We start from the raw sequence: 16,355 nt of genomic DNA on the forward strand, positions 1-16,355 counted from the left end.
ATGCATGTTAATGCAGGCAGACTTTTATCTTTATGGAAAAAGATTATGTCAATACGTAGTCGATGATAGAGAAGGTAACTGGGAGGCACTAATATGAACGGTATTTTACCACTTTGGAAAGAAAGAGGCATGACGAGCCATGATTGTGTCTTTAAATTACGGAAAATTTTGCGCACAAAAAAAGTTGGGCATACAGGGACACTAGACCCGGGAGTAGAGGGTGTGCTACCTATTTGTATTGGCCAAGCAACGCGTATTGCTGAATATTTAACCGATGCAGGAAAGGTCTATGAAGCTATCATTTCAATCGGCCGTACTACAACAACAGAGGATGCAGAAGGCGAAACGGTTGCGCAAGATCAGACCACAAAAAGCTTTTCTCGTGAGCAGCTGTTAGAGGTGTTAGCTACATTAACAGGTGTTATTGAACAAACGCCACCAATGTTTTCAGCGGTAAAAGTAAATGGAAAACGTCTCTATGAGTATGCCAGAAAAGGCGAAACGGTTGAAAGACCAACACGTCAAGTAACGATTTATGCTTTAGAGCTGCTTGATGAGATTGAACAATATGAGGGGCAAGAGATTACATTTCCGGTTCGTATTGCTTGCAGTAAAGGGACCTATATTCGTACACTAGCTGTGCAAATTGGTGAAGCTCTTGGCTATCCTGCACATATGAAGGAGCTCGTACGCACAGCCTCAGGCACCTTTACTCGTGATAACTGCTTTACATTAGCGCAGGTTGCTGAGCTAATGGATGCAGAGCAAGCAGCTACCTGTATTTTACCTGTCGAGTATGCATTAGCAGACTATCCATATATTGAGATTACTGCCGCCAATGAAAAAGAAATTTTCAATGGACAAGTGCTTCCAGCAGATGCATTATTAAAGAGTCATGATAAAATTGTGTTTGGAATCAATGGAAAGGCAGTGGCGGTTTATCAGGCTCACCCTACGAAGGATGGTTTGATGAAGCCACACAAGATGTTTCCGACGATAGAGTAGGAGGATTTTTCAATGGAGGTCATTCATTTAAAATACCCACATCAATTACAGCAACGAGAAAGCATGCAGCCATATTCGCTTGCTCTTGGCTTTTTCGATGGTGTACATAGAGGGCATCAGGCAGTTATCAAGACAGCGAAGGAAGAGGGAAATAAGCGGCAAATTCCGACTGCAGTGATGACATTTGATCCACATCCTTCATTAGTTCTTGGTGGACGTAATGAAAAAGTTTTTTATATTACACTCTTACAACAGAAATTACAGCTCTTTGAAGAACAGGGTGTGGATACGGTGTTTGTTGTCCATTTCACCTCTGATTTTGCTAAGCTTTCACCAGCAGCATTTATTGATACTTTTATTCGTGGATTAAATATTCAACATGTTACAGCTGGCTTTGATTATTCGTTTGGGGCATTCGGAAAAGGAACTATGGACGATATGCGTGCATTAAGTAATGGTGAGTATGGTGTAACCATTGTGGAGAAGAAAACAGACGATGTTGAGAAAATCAGCTCTACCCGTATCCGGAAGCTACTACAAGAGGGCGATATGGAAGAAGCTACAACACTATTAGGCAGACCATTTGAAATCAATGGGATTGTTGTACACGGTGATAAACGCGGACGTACTATTGGCTTCCCTACAGCAAATGTCCAAGCTTTAGAAGGCACTTTCATTCCAGCAAGTGGTGTTTATGCTGTTCGTTTACTCGTGCAAAATAACTGGTATGATGGTGTTTGTAATGTGGGCTACAAACCAACTTTCAAAGATCCAAATGATAAGCAATTATCGATTGAGGTCCATATTTTAAACTTTGATAAAAATATTTATGGTGAAGAAGTACATGTAGCTTGGTACAAACGGATTCGAAGCGAACGAAAATTCGATGGGATTGAGGCGTTGAAAGCGCAAATCGAAAAGGATAAACAAGAAGCTATCCGATACTTTAACGATTTGTAAGCGTCACAGCATGATGAGATGACAACATTCAAGCCGACGTTTTACTTGCTTGATCAAATGATTTATGGTAACATTCATAAGTGCATAAATGCTTAACCTTAGCTCGGTATATCGATGACTCCAACGTTTACTGTGCTAATGGGGATTCATTATATTTTAGGAGGTCCATTCAAATGGCTATTACAAAAGAACGTAAAAACGAAATTATCGCTGAGTACCGTACTCACGAAAGTGACACTGGTTCACCAGAAGTACAAGTTGCAGTATTAACAGAGGAAATCAACGCTCTAAATGCTCACTTACGTACACACAAAAAAGATTTCCACTCTGAGCGTGGTCTTCTTAAAATGGTAGGTCGTCGTCGTCACTTATTAAAATATCTTCGTGAAACAGACGTACAACGTTACCGTGAACTAATCAACCGTTTAGGCTTACGTCGCTAATTCAAAGCGCAAGTATAGCTGTATTAGACTGTAGACAAATTTTAGTTTGTCTACAGTCTTTTTTTATGGTTGAAACTTGCGACATATATGCAGCGTATTGTTCATAATGCAGGTTTATTCTCGTCTATTATTTTATGTTGTTCAACAATAAGCCATAACTTTATTACACAACGATGAACGAATCATCAAAACAATTTAGTATGGTTGAAAAGGATGGTATATTCTAATCACATTTCGCAACCAAATTCAAAAACTATGCGATAGTCTATCTTTGTTGCTGCTCAATGCATTGAACGAATTGAATAGTGGTTGTTTTTTCGTTTACGAATGAATAGTCATTTATAAAATGTTCACAATCTACGAAGGACAACAGGGTGCAAGTGTGGAGAATAGCTGATCTCTATAGATTTATTGAAGACCGTTGTGAAAAGTAAAAAATAGAGAGTAGGGATTGGTTAATGTTTAATACATTTTTAAGAGAGAATAACATTGTTGCTGCTATTCTAACAGCCGTGCGTATTTACTTGGGCTGGCATTGGCTGACAGCAGGTTGGAGTAAATTGACGAATGGATTTGATGCCTCAGGGTTTTTAACATTTGCATCAGAGAATCCTGTCATGAGTGGAGAAAAAGTGGTATATCCTACATATGTAAAATTTATAGAGTCATTTGCCTTGCCAAATGCTGAAATATTTAATGTGGTCATTCCTTGGGGAGAATTCCTTGTCGGTCTTGGCTTAATACTAGGGTGCTTAACTACATATGCAGCATTTTTTGGAATGGTTATGAATTTTGCCTTCTTGCTAGCTGGTACGATTTCTAGTAATCCATTTGATATTCTACTGGCGATCTTTATCGTTGTGGCAGGCTATAATGCTGGAAAATTTGGGCTTGATCGCTTCGTAATGCCTATCATAAGCAAAAAAATGAAGCTAGAAAAAAATACAATGCACTCCATGACGAAAACTACATAACTTACGATTTCATAAAATCAAATACCCTGTAGCAAATCGTTACAGAGTATGATTGATAGTACCTCTATTTTTGTTTTAGCTTTACTTGCTATGTGACTTTCTTTATACTGATAAGATGTTGTATGATGAGCGCAATGTTATCATAAATTGATATTTAAGCTTGTACCTTTTGGTAGGAATCCATTGAAAATCCGTATACCAATGTAAAAAATGCTTTTTCAATAAAATATAGAAATAAATCTTAAATAAATTGGCAATAACTGAATTTAAATGTATGATTATTTCATGAAATATTATTTAGCATAGAACAAGCATTTTTGGTACACTTACTATTAGTACATACAGACGAAGTAAGTGTTTTTATAATAGAGAGGGGTTCATTGAATGAACGAAAAGAAAGTCTATTCCTATGAATGGGCTGGCCGTCCACTTGTAATTGAAGTTGGACAGTTAGCAAAACAAGCAAACGGAGCCGCATTAGTACGCTATGGCGATACTTCTGTACTTGCCACAGCAACAATGTCAAAATCACCAAAACCACTTGATTTCTTCCCATTAACAGTTAACTATGAAGAACGTCTATATGCTGCAGGTAAAATTCCTGGCGGCTTTATTAAGCGTGAAGGGCGTCCATCTGAAAAGGCGATTTTAGCAAGCCGTTTAATCGACCGTCCAATTCGTCCGATGTTCCCAGATGGTTTCCGTAACGAGGTACAAGTCATTTCGATGGTTATGTCCAATGATCCTGACTGTACATCTGAAATGGCAGCGATGGTAGGTTCATCATTAGCGTTAGCTATTTCTGATATTCCATTTGATGGACCAATAGCTGGTGTACAAGTAGGTTATATTGACGGAGAATTCATCGTTAACCCGACAGTGGAGCAATCGAAACACTCAACAATTCATTTATCTGTAGCAGGCAACAAAGATGCCATCAACATGGTTGAAGCGGGCGCACTTGAAGTGCCAGAAGAAATCATGTTAGAAGCTATTATGTTTGGTCATGAAGAAATCAAAAAAATCATTGCTTTCCAAGAACAAATTGTGGCAGAGGTAGGTAAAGAAAAGTTACCAGTGACATTATTTGAGATTGACGAAGCGATTCAAGCCGATATAAAAGCAACTTGTGAGACTGATATGCATGATGCGATTCAAACTGCGGAGAAGCATGCGCGTGATGAGGCCATTCAAGCTGTAAAAGATCGTGTTATCGCTTCCTATGAAGAGCAAGAAGCCGACGATGAAACAATGAAACAAGTGTATAACATTCTTGATAAAATGGTAAAAGAAGAAGTGCGTCGTCAAATCACGGAAGATAAGATTCGTCCAGATGGTCGTAAGCTCGACGAAATTCGACCACTTTCTTCTGAAACAGGCTTATTACAACGTACACACGGTTCTGGTCTATTTACACGTGGACAAACACAAGCCCTATCTATTTGTACACTAGGGGCGCTAGGTGATGTACAAATTATTGATGGCTTAGGTGTTGAAGAATCAAAACGCTTTATGCACCATTACAATTTCCCTCAATTCTCTGTAGGGGAAACAGGTCCAATCCGTGGTCCAGGCCGTCGTGAAATTGGTCATGGTGCGTTAGGTGAGCGTGCACTTGAAGCTGTTATTCCAGATGAATCGGCATTCCCATATACAATTCGTTGTGTATCTGAAGTACTTGAATCAAACGGATCCACTTCACAAGCTTCTATCTGTGCATCTACATTAGCCATGATGGATGCAGGTGTACCATTAAAAGCACCAGTTGCAGGTATTGCAATGGGTCTTATCAAAAAAGGCGAGCACTATTCCATTTTAACGGATATTCAAGGGATGGAAGACCATTTAGGTGATATGGACTTTAAAGTTGCTGGTACAGCTAAGGGTGTAACAGCACTACAAATGGATATTAAAATCGACGGTTTATCTCGCAATATTTTAGAAGAAGCACTGACACAAGCGAAAGTTGGTCGTATGCATATTCTAGAGTCAATGCTTGCAACACTTGCTGAACCTCGTGAAAAATTGTCTGAATTTGCACCAAAAATTGTCATCGTGAAAATTAACCCAGATAAAATTCGTGATGTGATTGGACCTGGTGGTAAACAAATTAACAAAATTATTGAAGAGACAGGCGTTAAGATTGATACAGAACAAGATGGTACAATCTACATTTCTTCTGCAAATGAGGAAATGAATGCACGTGCAAAACAAATTATTGAAGATATCGTACGGGAAGCAAAAGTAGGGGAATATTACTTATCGACTGTGAAACGTATTGAAAAATTCGGTGCATTTTGTGAGATCTTCCCAGGAAAAGATGGTTTGCTACACATTTCCGAAATTCAAGAGGAACGTACAAAGCAAGTGGAAGATGTCTTAAAACTTGGCGATCAATTACTTGTGAAGGTTATTGAAATTGACAAGCAAGGTCGTGTGAATTTATCTCGTAAAGTAGTAATACAAGAGGAAAAAGAACGCGCTGAACAAGAAAAATAATAATGATTCCAAAGGCTGCGTATGATTGCGCAGCCTTTTTAAATAGTAGCAAAAAGACTAGTAGAGAATTTTTATAATTGGGGGAGATTTTTTGGTTCAAGTACATACATGTCAAAATGGTGTTCGGCTAGTATCAGAGCATATAGATCATGTGAGGTCTGTTGCATTAGGTATTTTTGTGAATGCAGGTTCTCGCTATGAGCTACCAGAAGAAAATGGCATCACACATTTTATTGAACATATGTTGTTTAAAGGAACAACAACTCGCTCAGCCCGTCAAATTGCTGAAGAATTTGATCGAATTGGCGGAGAGTTAAATGCCTTCACATCGAAAGAAAATACATGTTATTATGCAAAAGTTTTAGATCATCATGCAGAGCTTGCTGTCACAATACTAGCAGATATGTTTTTTCATTCTACGTTTGCGGAAGAAGAATTAGAAAAAGAGCGACAAGTGGTATTAGAAGAAATATTAATGAGTGAAGATGCGCCTGATGATGATGTTCATGAAAAACTGTGGAGTGTCATGTATCCGAATGATGCACTTGGTCGTCCGATATTAGGAACTGCTGAGACATTAAAGACTTTTACAGCTGACGCCATACGACATTATATGGACAAACATTATGGTCCAGAATCTGTTGTTATATCCATTGCAGGGAATATTTCAGCTCAGCTTATGCAAACGATTGAAGATTTATTTGGACACTACCAACCTTCTCCACAAGCGATTGCGCCTGTACTGACAAATCCTGCATTTTATCCAGGAGAAATGACGAAAATTCGTGATACCGAGCAAGCACATCTTGCGATTTCATATCCAGCAATTGGTGTGAAAGATCCAGATATGTATAGTTTTATTGCACTGAATAGTATTATTGGGGGCAATATGAGTTCTCGATTATTTCAAGAAGTACGAGAGGAACGTGGGTTAGCTTATTCTATCTTTTCCTACCAATCCTGTTATGCCGATGTTGGCGCGTTTACGATTTATGGTAGTACTAGTCGCCAGCAATTAGCTCAGCTTCAGCATACCATTGATGCTACTTTACTGGACATTGTCGCTGGTGGCATCACAGCAGAAGAGCTTGATAATGCAAAAGAGCAGCTGAAAGGTAGCTTTGTCCTTGGTTTAGAAGGCACGGGGGCCCGTATGAATCGCAATGGGACAAGTGAGCTGGTGCATCGTAAGCATCGTACTGTAGACGAGGTACTTGCATCTATAGATGCTGTATCCATGGAGTCAGTAGATCGACTAATTGCCAAAATTTTAAAAGCCGAACCAGCTATCTCGATTATTGGTCCAAGCGAATAAAAGAGCTTAAAATGATACTAATTATCCAAGTTATAACAATTTATTCATTATAGTAAAAAGGAGAACTTTGAATATTTCCAAGGTTCTCCTTTTAGTGTTGAAAAACAAAACAGTCAATTGAAAGGTAGAAATGGATTTCCGTTGCAGGCTACTTGCTTTCCTATGGGCGAGCGCGAGCGCCTCGAGCCGCCTCCTCCGCTATCACTCCGTTTAGAGGCTCGCCTGTCTCGTTATCCCACGGGAGTCAAGTAGCCTCCACTCCAACCTACAAAAGTGTTACCTTTTTAGCAAAGGTTTTCAAATAAAGCGAAGGTCTTCACTACTCTTTATGGAGAGGTGTTGTCACACATCACTTCCCCACATTGAAAATAAGAGCTTATTCCCTCTAAAAATAATGGGCTATTTAATCGCTATATTACTATGAAAAAAAGTAAAGACACTTTGCAGAATGGTTGATTGGAGTGGAGCCAGCGTCACTCCTAGGGGATTTAGCGTTACAGATGAGACCATGGAGCGCACGTAAGTGAGTGAAGCGGCTCATCGGACGCCCCCTGGAAAGGACGCTGGCGGAACGGAAATCACCCCCTCCCCTTGCAAAGTTGCTTTTTCTGCCTTTGACATGATCTTTTTTCAACAACATGAGGAGAACTTTGAATATTTTCAAAGTTCTCCTTTTTTAATGTTTATTTTCTTCTCAATTAAGCATTGAAATTCTCAATTAACTTTGATAGTATGAATGATATTGAAAATCATTCGCATTTAAATTGGAGGATATTTATCTTATGAAAAAATGGCTTGCTGTCAGTACCCTTACATTATCACTAGCGCTAGCTGGTTGTGCAGATCAGGAAGAAAAGAGTACTGACAAAGAAATAAAAGAAGAAGCAACAACACAACAAGAAACAGCAGATACAGCTGATGTGCAAGAGGATGCATTTCAAGATGGTGTCGATGAGGAAGCATTCCAAAAGGTATTAGCAAGCTTCCCAACAACAGCACCAGAAAAAATTGTCACGACATCTGTGCCTTTAACAGAAATGTTACATCTTTTGGACATCACACCAGTAGGAGTGCCAACATCGACAAACCCTATCCCAGCAGACTTTGATTCTATTACAAAAATCGGCTCGCCAATGTCGCCCGATTTAGAGGTTATTTCAAGCTTACAAACAGACTTAATCCTTGGGGCATCATCATTACAAAGCTCACTTGATCAAGCACTACAGGGAATGAATTTACCGACAGCTTATTTACCAACGGATTCATATGAAGACTTAAAATTAAGCTTTAAAGTGCTCGGTACGTACTTTGGTAAAGAAGAAAAAATGAATGAGGTTTTACAAAATCTTGTAGCAAAAGAAAAAGAATTGGAAGAGAAAGCACAAGGAAAAGAATTACCATCTGTGATGCTTGTCATCGGTACATCTGATTCCTTTATGGTAATGAACGACCAATCCTACTTAGGAAGCTTAGTAGAACGATTAGGTGCAGACAATATTGCGAAATCGGTACTAAAAGCAGAATCAACGTATTCGCCAATGAATTTAGAAGATATTGTTGTAGCTGATCCGGACATCGTTTTTGTTTTAGCATCAGGTGATCATGGAGCAAATGAAGATAAATTTAAACAAGAGATTAAAAAGAATAGTGCATGGCAACAATTATCAGCCTATAAAAATGACAAAATCTATATGCTTGATTATAGTACATTCGGTGTCACATCCATTACAAATGCTGAGAAAGCACTAACAACAATTGCAGATTATTTTTATAAATAAGTTCGTGAGGTAGAGGTATGATTCATACAGCAAGAAGTCGCATGATTATTATCACGACCTTTGTGGTAACGATTTTAGCAGCCATTGTAGCGATCGGGTTAGGCAGTGTTCATATTTCCGTACCTGATATTTTATCTACCCTGATCAATGGACGTGATCAAGAGGGTGTTTATACAACCATCATCTGGGATATTCGCCTACCGCGCGTGCTGCTGGCATTAATTATTGGTGCTAGTATCGCCATTTCGGGTGCCTTATTGCAGGCAGTTATGGGCAATCCATTAGCCGATCCTGGGTTAACAGGGGTAACGAGTGGGGCAGCGGCCTTTGTGTTACTTATTCTTTTAGCTAATCCAGAGCTAACGCATTTGATTCCGCTTGCAGCTTTTGTTGGTGGCTTAATTGCAGCAGCCATAGTATATGCTCTTGCATGGAGACGTACAGGCATTACACCCATCACCATTATTTTATCAGGGGTAGCCGTAAATGCATTGTGTGGTGGAGTCATTGGATTCTTATCCATTCTTTACAGTGATCGTTTACCATCAGCTGTGCAATGGATGAATGGTAGTCTTGCAGCAAAAGGAAATGCATCACTGCATATGATTTATGTGTATGCCATTATCGGCTGGATTCTATCCATTTTTGCCATTCGAAAAGCTAATATTATTCGTTTAGGCGATCAGGTCGCAACCAATTTAGGAGAAAGTGTGACCCGTATTCGTATTATGTTGTCTATTTTAGCTGTTTTTCTAGCAGCAATTTCGGTTGCAGCAGTTGGCATGATTGGCTTTGTTGGATTAATCGTCCCGCATATGGCTAGGCTACTAGTTGGCTCCGATTATAAGTACATGTTGCCTATGAGTATGGCTATGGGAGCTATTGTCTTATTGATTGCCGATACGGGTGGACGGACATTATTTGCACCACTTGATATTCCAGCAGGTATTTTAATGGCTGTTCTCGGTGGACCTTACTTCTTATATTTAATGAGAAAGAGGGCGTTCTAATGTTAACAATTGATCAGCTATCCATCAGCTATGAACAAAAGGAAGTTGTCCATAATTTTTCATTTGAAGTGAAACAGGGCGAAATTTTATCCATTATTGGACCGAATGGCTCCGGTAAGTCAACGATTTTAAAGGCGATCGCACGGATGCAGCCGTATCATGCAGGAACCATCCTATTTGATGGTGTAAATATGCGTCAATTATCCTCAAAGGAAATCGCACGCAAAATGTGTATGCTGAGTCAACAAAATCAAGCACCGAGCGATATTTCCGTCAAAAATTTAGTCGCCTATGGTCGTTATCCACATAAAAAATGGTTTGAGCGTCTCAATGCAGAGGACGAGGCCATAATTGATTGGGCATTGGAAAAAACCTACCTCTCACATTATAAAGAAAAGCCTATTGCCGCTTTATCTGGTGGGGAGGCGCAACGTGCGTGGATTGCAATGGCATTGGCACAACGGCCCCAAGTGCTATTATTGGATGAGCCCACGACCTTCTTAGATATTGCCCATCAGCATGAAGTGCTAGAATTAGTGCGAGAGCTTAATCGTGATATGGGCATGACTGTTGTGATGGTGCTCCATGATTTAAACCAAGCCTCTAGCTATAGCAATCAAATCGTTGTTGTAAAGGACGGCTTACGAGCACAAATGGGTACACCGGATGAGGTCATGACGGAGCAAATGATCCAACAAATTTATCGTATGGAAGCAGAAATTCAATATGTCACATGGGATAATGCCCCACGGATTCAATTAAAAAATACGGTCAAAGTATAGGAGGAAACAGCATGCCAAAAGCAATTGATATTGAACAAGTAAAACAAAACTATGAAGCATTTATTCAAGGTAAAAAAAATTGTGTATTAAGCTTTGTAGATGGGGAAGGCAAGCCTTTTAGTAGTACAACGCCTTTTATACGTTTGAATGGGAAATTTTATGTGTATATTAGTCGTATTGCCGAACATTACCAGTTAATGGAGCAGTCAGAAGTAGTCGATTTAATTTGTGTAGCAGATGAAGCTGTGACAGCCAATCCATTTGCCACAGAGCGAGCACGCTGGCAATGTCAGCCTAAAAATTTAGGAAATGAAGGTCATGAGGAGATTTTTGCTGCCTTCGATCAACTATTTAATGCAAAAATGATGGAAATGTTACGTTCACTCGATTTCTCATTATTTGAATTAACACCTCTAGACGGACGCTATGTAGTTGGGTTTGGCAAAGCCTTTACGATTGATATTGCCAATGACACATTAATCCATGTTGTAATTGATAAAAAATAGGTTGCCAATGGGCAGCCTATTTTTTGATGGTGATTAGCAAATTTCTCGCGTCGTATATAAATGAAGCCATTTAAGGTTTTTCAAGCCTGAAAGCCTCATTTCCTTCATGTTTAAGTGCTAAAGCCTCGATTCCAAACGCTCCCTGACGTCTTCTCACAATCGCATGCTCTGGCAAATCCCTTACTTCCTCACTATTCCCTTTGAAAATCCCATAATCATAAGAGGGCATCCTTACTTTCGCTCAATAAAATTTCACCTTTATGAATCAACTTAATATAGTCAGCATTTTTTTCTAAATCGCTTGTAATATAGGAAGAAAATAAAATGCTATGTGTTTCATCCTGCATCAATGCTAAAAATAAATCCAAAATTTCAGCCCGAATGATAGGATCGAATCCACTTGTTGGTTCATCTAAAATCAATAATTTTGGATGATGTGACAATGCTAATGCAATTGACAGCTTCATCCTCATACCTCTTGATAGTTCCTTGATCTTCTTCCTCTTTGGGACATTAAATTGAGCTAATCGTTCAAAATAATAGCCTGAATCCCACGTTTGGAATACTTTTCTCATGATTTTGTCGAGCTGCGTCGTATTTAGCGTTTCTGGTACGTGTAAATCGTCAAATACGACTCCGCTGTCGTTTTTTATCGATAGTTCATGTTCGACATGATCTTTATTAAAAAGCAATATTTCGCCATATTCTTTTTTTAGTAAGTTCAGCATGCATTTAATGGTTGTGGATTTTCCAGCTCCATTTTCTCAGATAAAGCCTACACGGTTCCTTGAGGGACTGAAAAGCTTACATCTTTTAAAGAAAAGCCTTCAAAGACCTTATGTAAATCATGAATCTCAATGGCATTCCTCTTAATTGTCCACCTCTACTATTAAAGATAGGAGTTCCTGCAATTTTTCATTAGAAAGACCGGCTGCTTTCGCTATTTTTACGGCCTTTTGCAAATGCTCCTCAAGCTGTCGCAGAAGTTCCTTGCGTAGAAAATCTTGATTGCGCTCTGTAACAAAGCTCCCTTTGCCTGCAACTGTTTTGATGAAGCCGTCTCGCTCTATATCGGTGTATGCACGTTTGGTCGTCATGACACTGACCTTTAAATCCTTTGCTAGAGCACGGATAGATGATAGTGCATCACCTGCATGTAATTTATTCGCTAGAATGCCCTCTTTGAGCTGTATCGTGAGGTTTATCACTGGCATTACTTAAATGGATATGCACAAATCCTCACCCGTTATAACGGTGTATATACACTATGTACAGATGTCGATGGAAATGCAACACATTCCTACTTTTGGTAGGGGGCACGATTTGCAAAAACTCGCATATATTGAGGTAATGGCACAAGGAGGGAGATGAGGCATGCTACTATCTGAGATGGTGGATAAGGAGTTAATTCAAATTGAGGGTGGCGTACATTTTGGCATCTTGGCACATACAGAATGCCTATTAGATGTGCAAACAGGGAAAATACATGGCTTTGAAATTGTGAAAGATAAACTACCATTCCAAAAAAAGAAAATGAAAGTTAGTGAAATGATACCTTGGCACGAAATTATCTTAATTGGTGAAGATCGGATTTTATTTAATAAAACATCTTCAGTACAGTCAGAATATTTACAGTGAGGTGAGCTTTTGGAAAACGAAAAATGGCTTGTTATCGGTGAGGACTCACGATTAAAGGAATTAGCGACAATGCTAAGAAGTCCATCGAGAACAGTGTTTTATAAAAGAACGACCGTTTGGAACGAGGAGTTAAATAAACTGGTTTTAGAATACCAACCAAATAAAATTATCCTACCAATTCTTCCATTAAAAATAGAAGTTGAGCAGCTCTATGGAATATCACAAGTTAAATTTTATACAGGCCGATTAACGATGCATTGGAAGCAATTACTAGAGAAAAATGAATCCATTTGCTATTTGCAGCAAGAATCGTTTATATGGCAAAATGCTCGGTTAACAGCGGAGGGATTTATCGCCACGTTTTACGGACTCGAGCAAAAATGTATTTACGGACAAAATTTTACAATCGCAGGCTTTGGACGCATCGCCAAAATGCTCGCCTCTTTACTAGTTAAGATGGGGGCGAACGTCCACATTGTTGCACGTTCTGTTGTACAAGTGAGCGAGGCAAAAGCATATGGCTATAAAGCTACGAATTTAGATGATCGTCGATGGTCTATTACGGATGATATTTTCATCAATACAATTCCAGCAAAATGGATTACAGAATCATTTATAGAGCATGTTCCAGCAGTTTTATATGATTTGGCCTCAGAGCCAGGCTGTTTAGATATAGATGCGGAGCAATTACAAACATATGTACTATTGCCATCATTGCCTGGGAAATACTTTGCACATGACGCTGCTACAATCTTGTGCAAGGCAATAGAGGAGGAAGAAGATTGTTAACGGGGAAACGAATTGGGCTAGGTATTACAGCCTCACATTGTACGTATGAAGATGTCATACCTAAAATTCAAAATTTTATTGATGTCGGAGCAACGGTTGTGCCAATTATTACTCACTCCGTTTTACATGCAGCTACTCGCTTTGGTACTGGAGATGAGTGGATTGCCAAAATAGAAGCATTAACAGGAGAAAAGGTTATTTCTTCTATAAAAGAGGCGGAACCATTTGGTCCATCCAATCCATTAGATGCAATGGTGATTGCGCCAATGACGGGCAATAGCATAAGTAAGTTTGCGAATGCAGCAACAGATAGTCCCGTATTAATGGCAGCGAAGGCAACATTGCGTAATGGATCACCTGTTGTATTAGGTATTTCAACAAATGATGCACTTGGTTTAAATGGTATAAACATTATGAAGCTGTTGAATGCCAAAAATATTTATTTTATTCCTTTTGGTCAGGATGCCCCCCTCTCCAAACCGAATTCTTTAATTGCTGATTTTGATCAAATGGTGGATACTGTTCATGCAGCAATTACGCAGAAAAAGCAATTACAACCGCTGTTGATACAATATTTCAAATAAATCATAGATTACACACAATTTTCAGTATTTTTGTGATACAATAGCACACATTATGGAACATGTATTCAAGGAGAGATGACAGATGACAAAGCAGTTAACAGTTGCGGTTGTTGGGGCAACAGGAGCAGTAGGTTCGAAAATGATGGAGCAATTAATTAAACGTAAATTTCCGATTGGGCATATTAAATTTCTAGCCTCTGCTCGTTCAGCGGGAAAATCAATCGAATTTAATGGTCAAACATATACAATTGAAGAAGCGACACCTGAAGCTTTCGAAGGCGTCAATGTCGCTTTATTCTCAGCTGGTGGGTCAGTATCAGCTGTGCTTGCACCAGAGGCAGCTAAGCGTGGTGCAGTAGTTATTGATAATACGAGCCATTTCCGTATGGATCCAGAGGTACCGCTTGTCGTACCTGAAGTGAATCGAGGCGACTTAGCGAAGCATAAAGGGATTATTGCGAATCCGAACTGCTCTACAATTCAAATGGTGGCTGCACTTGAGCCAATTCGTAAAGCATTTGGTTTAACGAAAGTAATCGTTTCAACATATCAAGCCGTTTCAGGAGCGGGTATTTCTGCTATTCAAGAATTAAAGGCACAGAGCGCAAATTGGGAAGCAGGTAAAGATGTAGAAGCAACTATTTTGCCGTCTGGTAGTGATAAACGTCATTACCCAATAGCACGCAATGTCATTCCACAAATCGATAAATTCACAGATAATGGATTTACATACGAAGAAATGAAAATGATTAATGAGACGAAAAAAATCATGCATGCACCAGAGCTCAAAGTAGCTGCTACTTGCGTTCGTGTTCCAGTCGTTTCAGGTCACTCTGAATCTGTTTATATTGAGGTAGAGAAAGAAGCGTCAATCCAAGAAATTTTTGACGTATTACGCAATGCACCAGGTGTAGTATTACAAGATGATATTGCAACACAAACTTACCCAATGCCTATTTATGCAGAAGGGGAAGACGCTACTTTTGTAGGACGTATCCGTCAAGATTTAGACAACAATAAAGGATTCCATCTATGGATCGTTTCTGACAATTTATTAAAAGGCGCCGCATTAAACTCTATCCAAATTGCAGAAGCAATGCTTGAGGATAACTTACTATAAGAGGGGTGTAAGGATGAATTTAGGTCGAATTGGGACGGCTATGATTACGCCGTTCAAAGATGATGGCACGATTAATTATCCAGAACTAGAACGTATTATTAATCATTTGATAGACAACGGTACAGACTGTATCGTTGCCTGTGGTACGACTTCTGAAAACCCAACAATGTCTACTGAGGAAAAAATCGAAGTTGTGCGCTTTACAGTGGAGAAAGTAGCAGGGCGCGTACCCGTTATTGCAGGTACAGGGGACAATGAAACAGCCTACTCGATAGCGATGACTCATAAAGCAGAAGAAAATGGAGCAGACGGTATTATGCTTGTAGCTCCATACTATAATAAGCCGAATCAACGTGGGATTTTCGCTCACTTTGAAACCATCGCTAAACAAACAAGTCTACCTGTTATGCTCTATAATGTCCCTGGGCGTACAGGTGTCAATGTTGCCTATGAAACTTCTGTTGCTTTAAGCAAGATTCCAAACATTGCTTGGATTAAAGAAGCGAGCGGTAACTTAGATCAGATGGGAGATGTTATAGAGAACATTGATCCAGATGATGACTTCTTAGTGTATAGTGGGGATGATGGTTTAACATTACCGTTAATGGCCATAGGCGGAGCAGGCGTTATTTCTGTAGCAGCCCATGTTGTAGGCAATGATATGCAATTAATGATTAAAGCGTTTGAAGAAGGAAATCATAAGCTAGCAGCCAAAATTCACCGAGCATTATTACCTTTAGTACGTGCGCTGTTCGCTCAACCGAACCCATCGCCTATTAAATATGCGATGACAAAGTTAGGCTTTGATACACTCAATGTACGTCTGCCAATGATGGAAATGACAGATAAAGAAAAAGAGAACTTTGACCGAATTTGGGATACGTACCAAGAAAAAGCGAAAAATTTTCGATAATGAGCAACGAGGCTGATAACTCTATCGGCCTCGTTTTTG

17 protein-coding genes and 1 pseudogene are annotated in these 16,355 nt (G+C 39.4%); 16 read left to right on the forward strand and 2 right to left on the reverse strand.

Translation table 11 applies throughout. From position 1 onward, the window contains the following. Nucleotides 1–93: 93 nt before the first annotated feature. The 11 genes from truB (at nt 94) to NST76_RS05240 (ending at nt 11,272) form a co-directional block, all read left to right on the forward strand. Entirely contained in the window at nt 94–1,005 is a 912-nt protein-coding gene (truB, locus tag NST76_RS05190) for a tRNA pseudouridine(55) synthase TruB (RefSeq protein ID WP_036121383.1), read from the forward strand. Between the two features lie 12 nt (nt 1,006–1,017). Then, entirely contained in the window at nt 1,018–1,965 is a 948-nt protein-coding gene (gene ribF, locus NST76_RS05195) for a riboflavin biosynthesis protein RibF (RefSeq protein WP_036121380.1), read from the forward strand. A 173-nt stretch (nt 1,966–2,138) separates the two neighbouring features. Beyond that, a complete protein-coding gene (rpsO, locus tag NST76_RS05200) occupies nt 2,139–2,408 on the forward strand; it encodes a 30S ribosomal protein S15 (protein WP_036121378.1) in 270 nt (89 codons plus the stop codon). A gap of 458 nt (nt 2,409–2,866) precedes the next feature. Next, nucleotides 2,867–3,382 carry a DoxX family protein gene (locus NST76_RS05205; protein ID WP_036121376.1) on the forward strand — a complete coding sequence of 172 codons (516 nt, stop codon included), beginning with the start codon at nt 2,867–2,869 and terminating at the stop codon, nt 3,380–3,382. Between the two features lie 384 nt (nt 3,383–3,766). Beyond that, the gene (pnp, locus tag NST76_RS05210) at nt 3,767–5,881 is read left to right on the forward strand and encodes a polyribonucleotide nucleotidyltransferase (protein ID WP_342544697.1); all 2,115 of its coding nucleotides are present in this window, start codon (nt 3,767–3,769) and stop codon (nt 5,879–5,881) included. 91 nt (nt 5,882–5,972) lie between these two features. Beyond that, nucleotides 5,973–7,196 (forward strand): pitrilysin family protein, encoded by a 1,224-nt coding sequence (locus tag NST76_RS05215; RefSeq protein ID WP_141903482.1) that lies wholly within the window; start codon nt 5,973–5,975, stop codon nt 7,194–7,196. 523 nt (nt 7,197–7,719) lie between these two features. Then, nucleotides 7,720–7,905 (forward strand): hypothetical protein, encoded by a 186-nt coding sequence (locus NST76_RS05220; RefSeq protein ID WP_197412998.1) that lies wholly within the window; start codon nt 7,720–7,722, stop codon nt 7,903–7,905. A gap of 73 nt (nt 7,906–7,978) precedes the next feature. Continuing rightward, a complete protein-coding gene (locus tag NST76_RS05225; RefSeq protein WP_089932005.1) occupies nt 7,979–8,974 on the forward strand; it encodes an ABC transporter substrate-binding protein in 996 nt (331 codons plus the stop codon). Between the two features lie 17 nt (nt 8,975–8,991). Beyond that, nucleotides 8,992–9,984, forward strand: a complete 993-nt coding sequence (locus NST76_RS05230) for an iron ABC transporter permease (protein ID WP_036121351.1) — start codon at nt 8,992–8,994, stop codon at nt 9,982–9,984. Continuing rightward, nucleotides 9,984–10,766 carry an ABC transporter ATP-binding protein gene (locus NST76_RS05235; RefSeq protein ID WP_036121348.1) on the forward strand — a complete coding sequence of 261 codons (783 nt, stop codon included), beginning with the start codon at nt 9,984–9,986 and terminating at the stop codon, nt 10,764–10,766. Before NST76_RS05230 ends, NST76_RS05235 begins: the two co-directional genes overlap by 1 nt. An 11-nt stretch (nt 10,767–10,777) precedes the next feature. Further along, nucleotides 10,778–11,272: a pyridoxamine 5'-phosphate oxidase family protein gene (locus NST76_RS05240; protein ID WP_036121345.1), complete on the forward strand. Its 495-nt coding sequence runs from the start codon at nt 10,778–10,780 to the stop codon at nt 11,270–11,272. A gap of 215 nt (nt 11,273–11,487) precedes the next feature. Here the strand turns inward: NST76_RS05240 and NST76_RS05245 are convergent, their stop codons facing one another. Together NST76_RS05245 and NST76_RS05250 are read right to left on the reverse strand one after the other, a co-directional pair. Beyond that, nucleotides 11,488–12,000, reverse strand: coding sequence for an ATP-binding cassette domain-containing protein (locus NST76_RS05245; protein ID WP_342544698.1), 513 nt, complete (start codon nt 11,998–12,000; stop codon nt 11,488–11,490). A gap of 141 nt (nt 12,001–12,141) precedes the next feature. Beyond that, a pseudogene (locus tag NST76_RS05250) lies at nt 12,142–12,505 on the reverse strand (GntR family transcriptional regulator). Between the two features lie 141 nt (nt 12,506–12,646). Between NST76_RS05250 and NST76_RS05255 the strand changes: the two are divergent. The 5 genes from NST76_RS05255 (at nt 12,647) to dapA (ending at nt 16,316) form a co-directional block, all read left to right on the forward strand. Beyond that, nucleotides 12,647–12,910 carry a sporulation protein, YlmC/YmxH family gene (locus tag NST76_RS05255; RefSeq protein WP_036121342.1) on the forward strand — a complete coding sequence of 88 codons (264 nt, stop codon included), beginning with the start codon at nt 12,647–12,649 and terminating at the stop codon, nt 12,908–12,910. A gap of 9 nt (nt 12,911–12,919) precedes the next feature. After that, nucleotides 12,920–13,699, forward strand: coding sequence for an NAD(P)-dependent oxidoreductase (locus tag NST76_RS05260; RefSeq protein ID WP_036121339.1), 780 nt, complete (start codon nt 12,920–12,922; stop codon nt 13,697–13,699). Further along, the gene (locus NST76_RS05265; protein WP_036121336.1) at nt 13,693–14,283 is read left to right on the forward strand and encodes a dipicolinate synthase subunit B; all 591 of its coding nucleotides are present in this window, start codon (nt 13,693–13,695) and stop codon (nt 14,281–14,283) included. Before NST76_RS05260 ends, NST76_RS05265 begins: the two co-directional genes overlap by 7 nt. A gap of 82 nt (nt 14,284–14,365) precedes the next feature. Continuing rightward, nucleotides 14,366–15,403, forward strand: a complete 1,038-nt coding sequence (locus NST76_RS05270) for an aspartate-semialdehyde dehydrogenase (protein WP_058843933.1) — start codon at nt 14,366–14,368, stop codon at nt 15,401–15,403. Nucleotides 15,404–15,416: 13 nt separating this feature from the next. Further along, on the forward strand, nt 15,417–16,316 hold the full coding sequence (dapA, locus tag NST76_RS05275; protein ID WP_036121331.1) for a 4-hydroxy-tetrahydrodipicolinate synthase: 900 nt from the start codon (nt 15,417–15,419) through the stop codon (nt 16,314–16,316). Nucleotides 16,317–16,355 lie beyond the last annotated feature (39 nt).

This window comes from Lysinibacillus sp. FSL W7-1291, assembly GCF_038593415.1.
Lineage (GTDB): Bacteria > Bacillota > Bacilli > Bacillales_A > Planococcaceae > Lysinibacillus > Lysinibacillus fusiformis_D.

Excerpts from the sequence above, each read along its gene's own strand:
- NST76_RS05230 (WP_036121351.1), top strand. The coding sequence starts at position 8,992 with ATGATTCATACAGCAAGAAGTCGCATGATTATTATCACGACCTTTGTG.
- rpsO (WP_036121378.1), top strand. The coding sequence starts at position 2,139 with ATGGCTATTACAAAAGAACGTAAAAACGAAATTATCGCTGAGTACCGT.
- truB (WP_036121383.1), top strand. The coding sequence starts at position 94 with ATGAACGGTATTTTACCACTTTGGAAAGAAAGAGGCATGACGAGCCAT.
- NST76_RS05240 (WP_036121345.1), top strand. The coding sequence starts at position 10,778 with ATGCCAAAAGCAATTGATATTGAACAAGTAAAACAAAACTATGAAGCA.
- NST76_RS05235 (WP_036121348.1), top strand. The coding sequence starts at position 9,984 with ATGTTAACAATTGATCAGCTATCCATCAGCTATGAACAAAAGGAAGTT.
- NST76_RS05205 (WP_036121376.1), top strand. The coding sequence starts at position 2,867 with ATGTTTAATACATTTTTAAGAGAGAATAACATTGTTGCTGCTATTCTA.
- pnp (WP_342544697.1), top strand. The coding sequence starts at position 3,767 with ATGAACGAAAAGAAAGTCTATTCCTATGAATGGGCTGGCCGTCCACTT.
- NST76_RS05255 (WP_036121342.1), top strand. The coding sequence starts at position 12,647 with ATGCTACTATCTGAGATGGTGGATAAGGAGTTAATTCAAATTGAGGGT.
- NST76_RS05270 (WP_058843933.1), top strand. The coding sequence starts at position 14,366 with ATGACAAAGCAGTTAACAGTTGCGGTTGTTGGGGCAACAGGAGCAGTA.
- dapA (WP_036121331.1), top strand. The coding sequence starts at position 15,417 with ATGAATTTAGGTCGAATTGGGACGGCTATGATTACGCCGTTCAAAGAT.
- ribF (WP_036121380.1), top strand. The coding sequence starts at position 1,018 with ATGGAGGTCATTCATTTAAAATACCCACATCAATTACAGCAACGAGAA.
- NST76_RS05245 (WP_342544698.1), bottom strand. The coding sequence starts at position 12,000 with ATGCTGAACTTACTAAAAAAAGAATATGGCGAAATATTGCTTTTTAAT.
- NST76_RS05225 (WP_089932005.1), top strand. The coding sequence starts at position 7,979 with ATGAAAAAATGGCTTGCTGTCAGTACCCTTACATTATCACTAGCGCTA.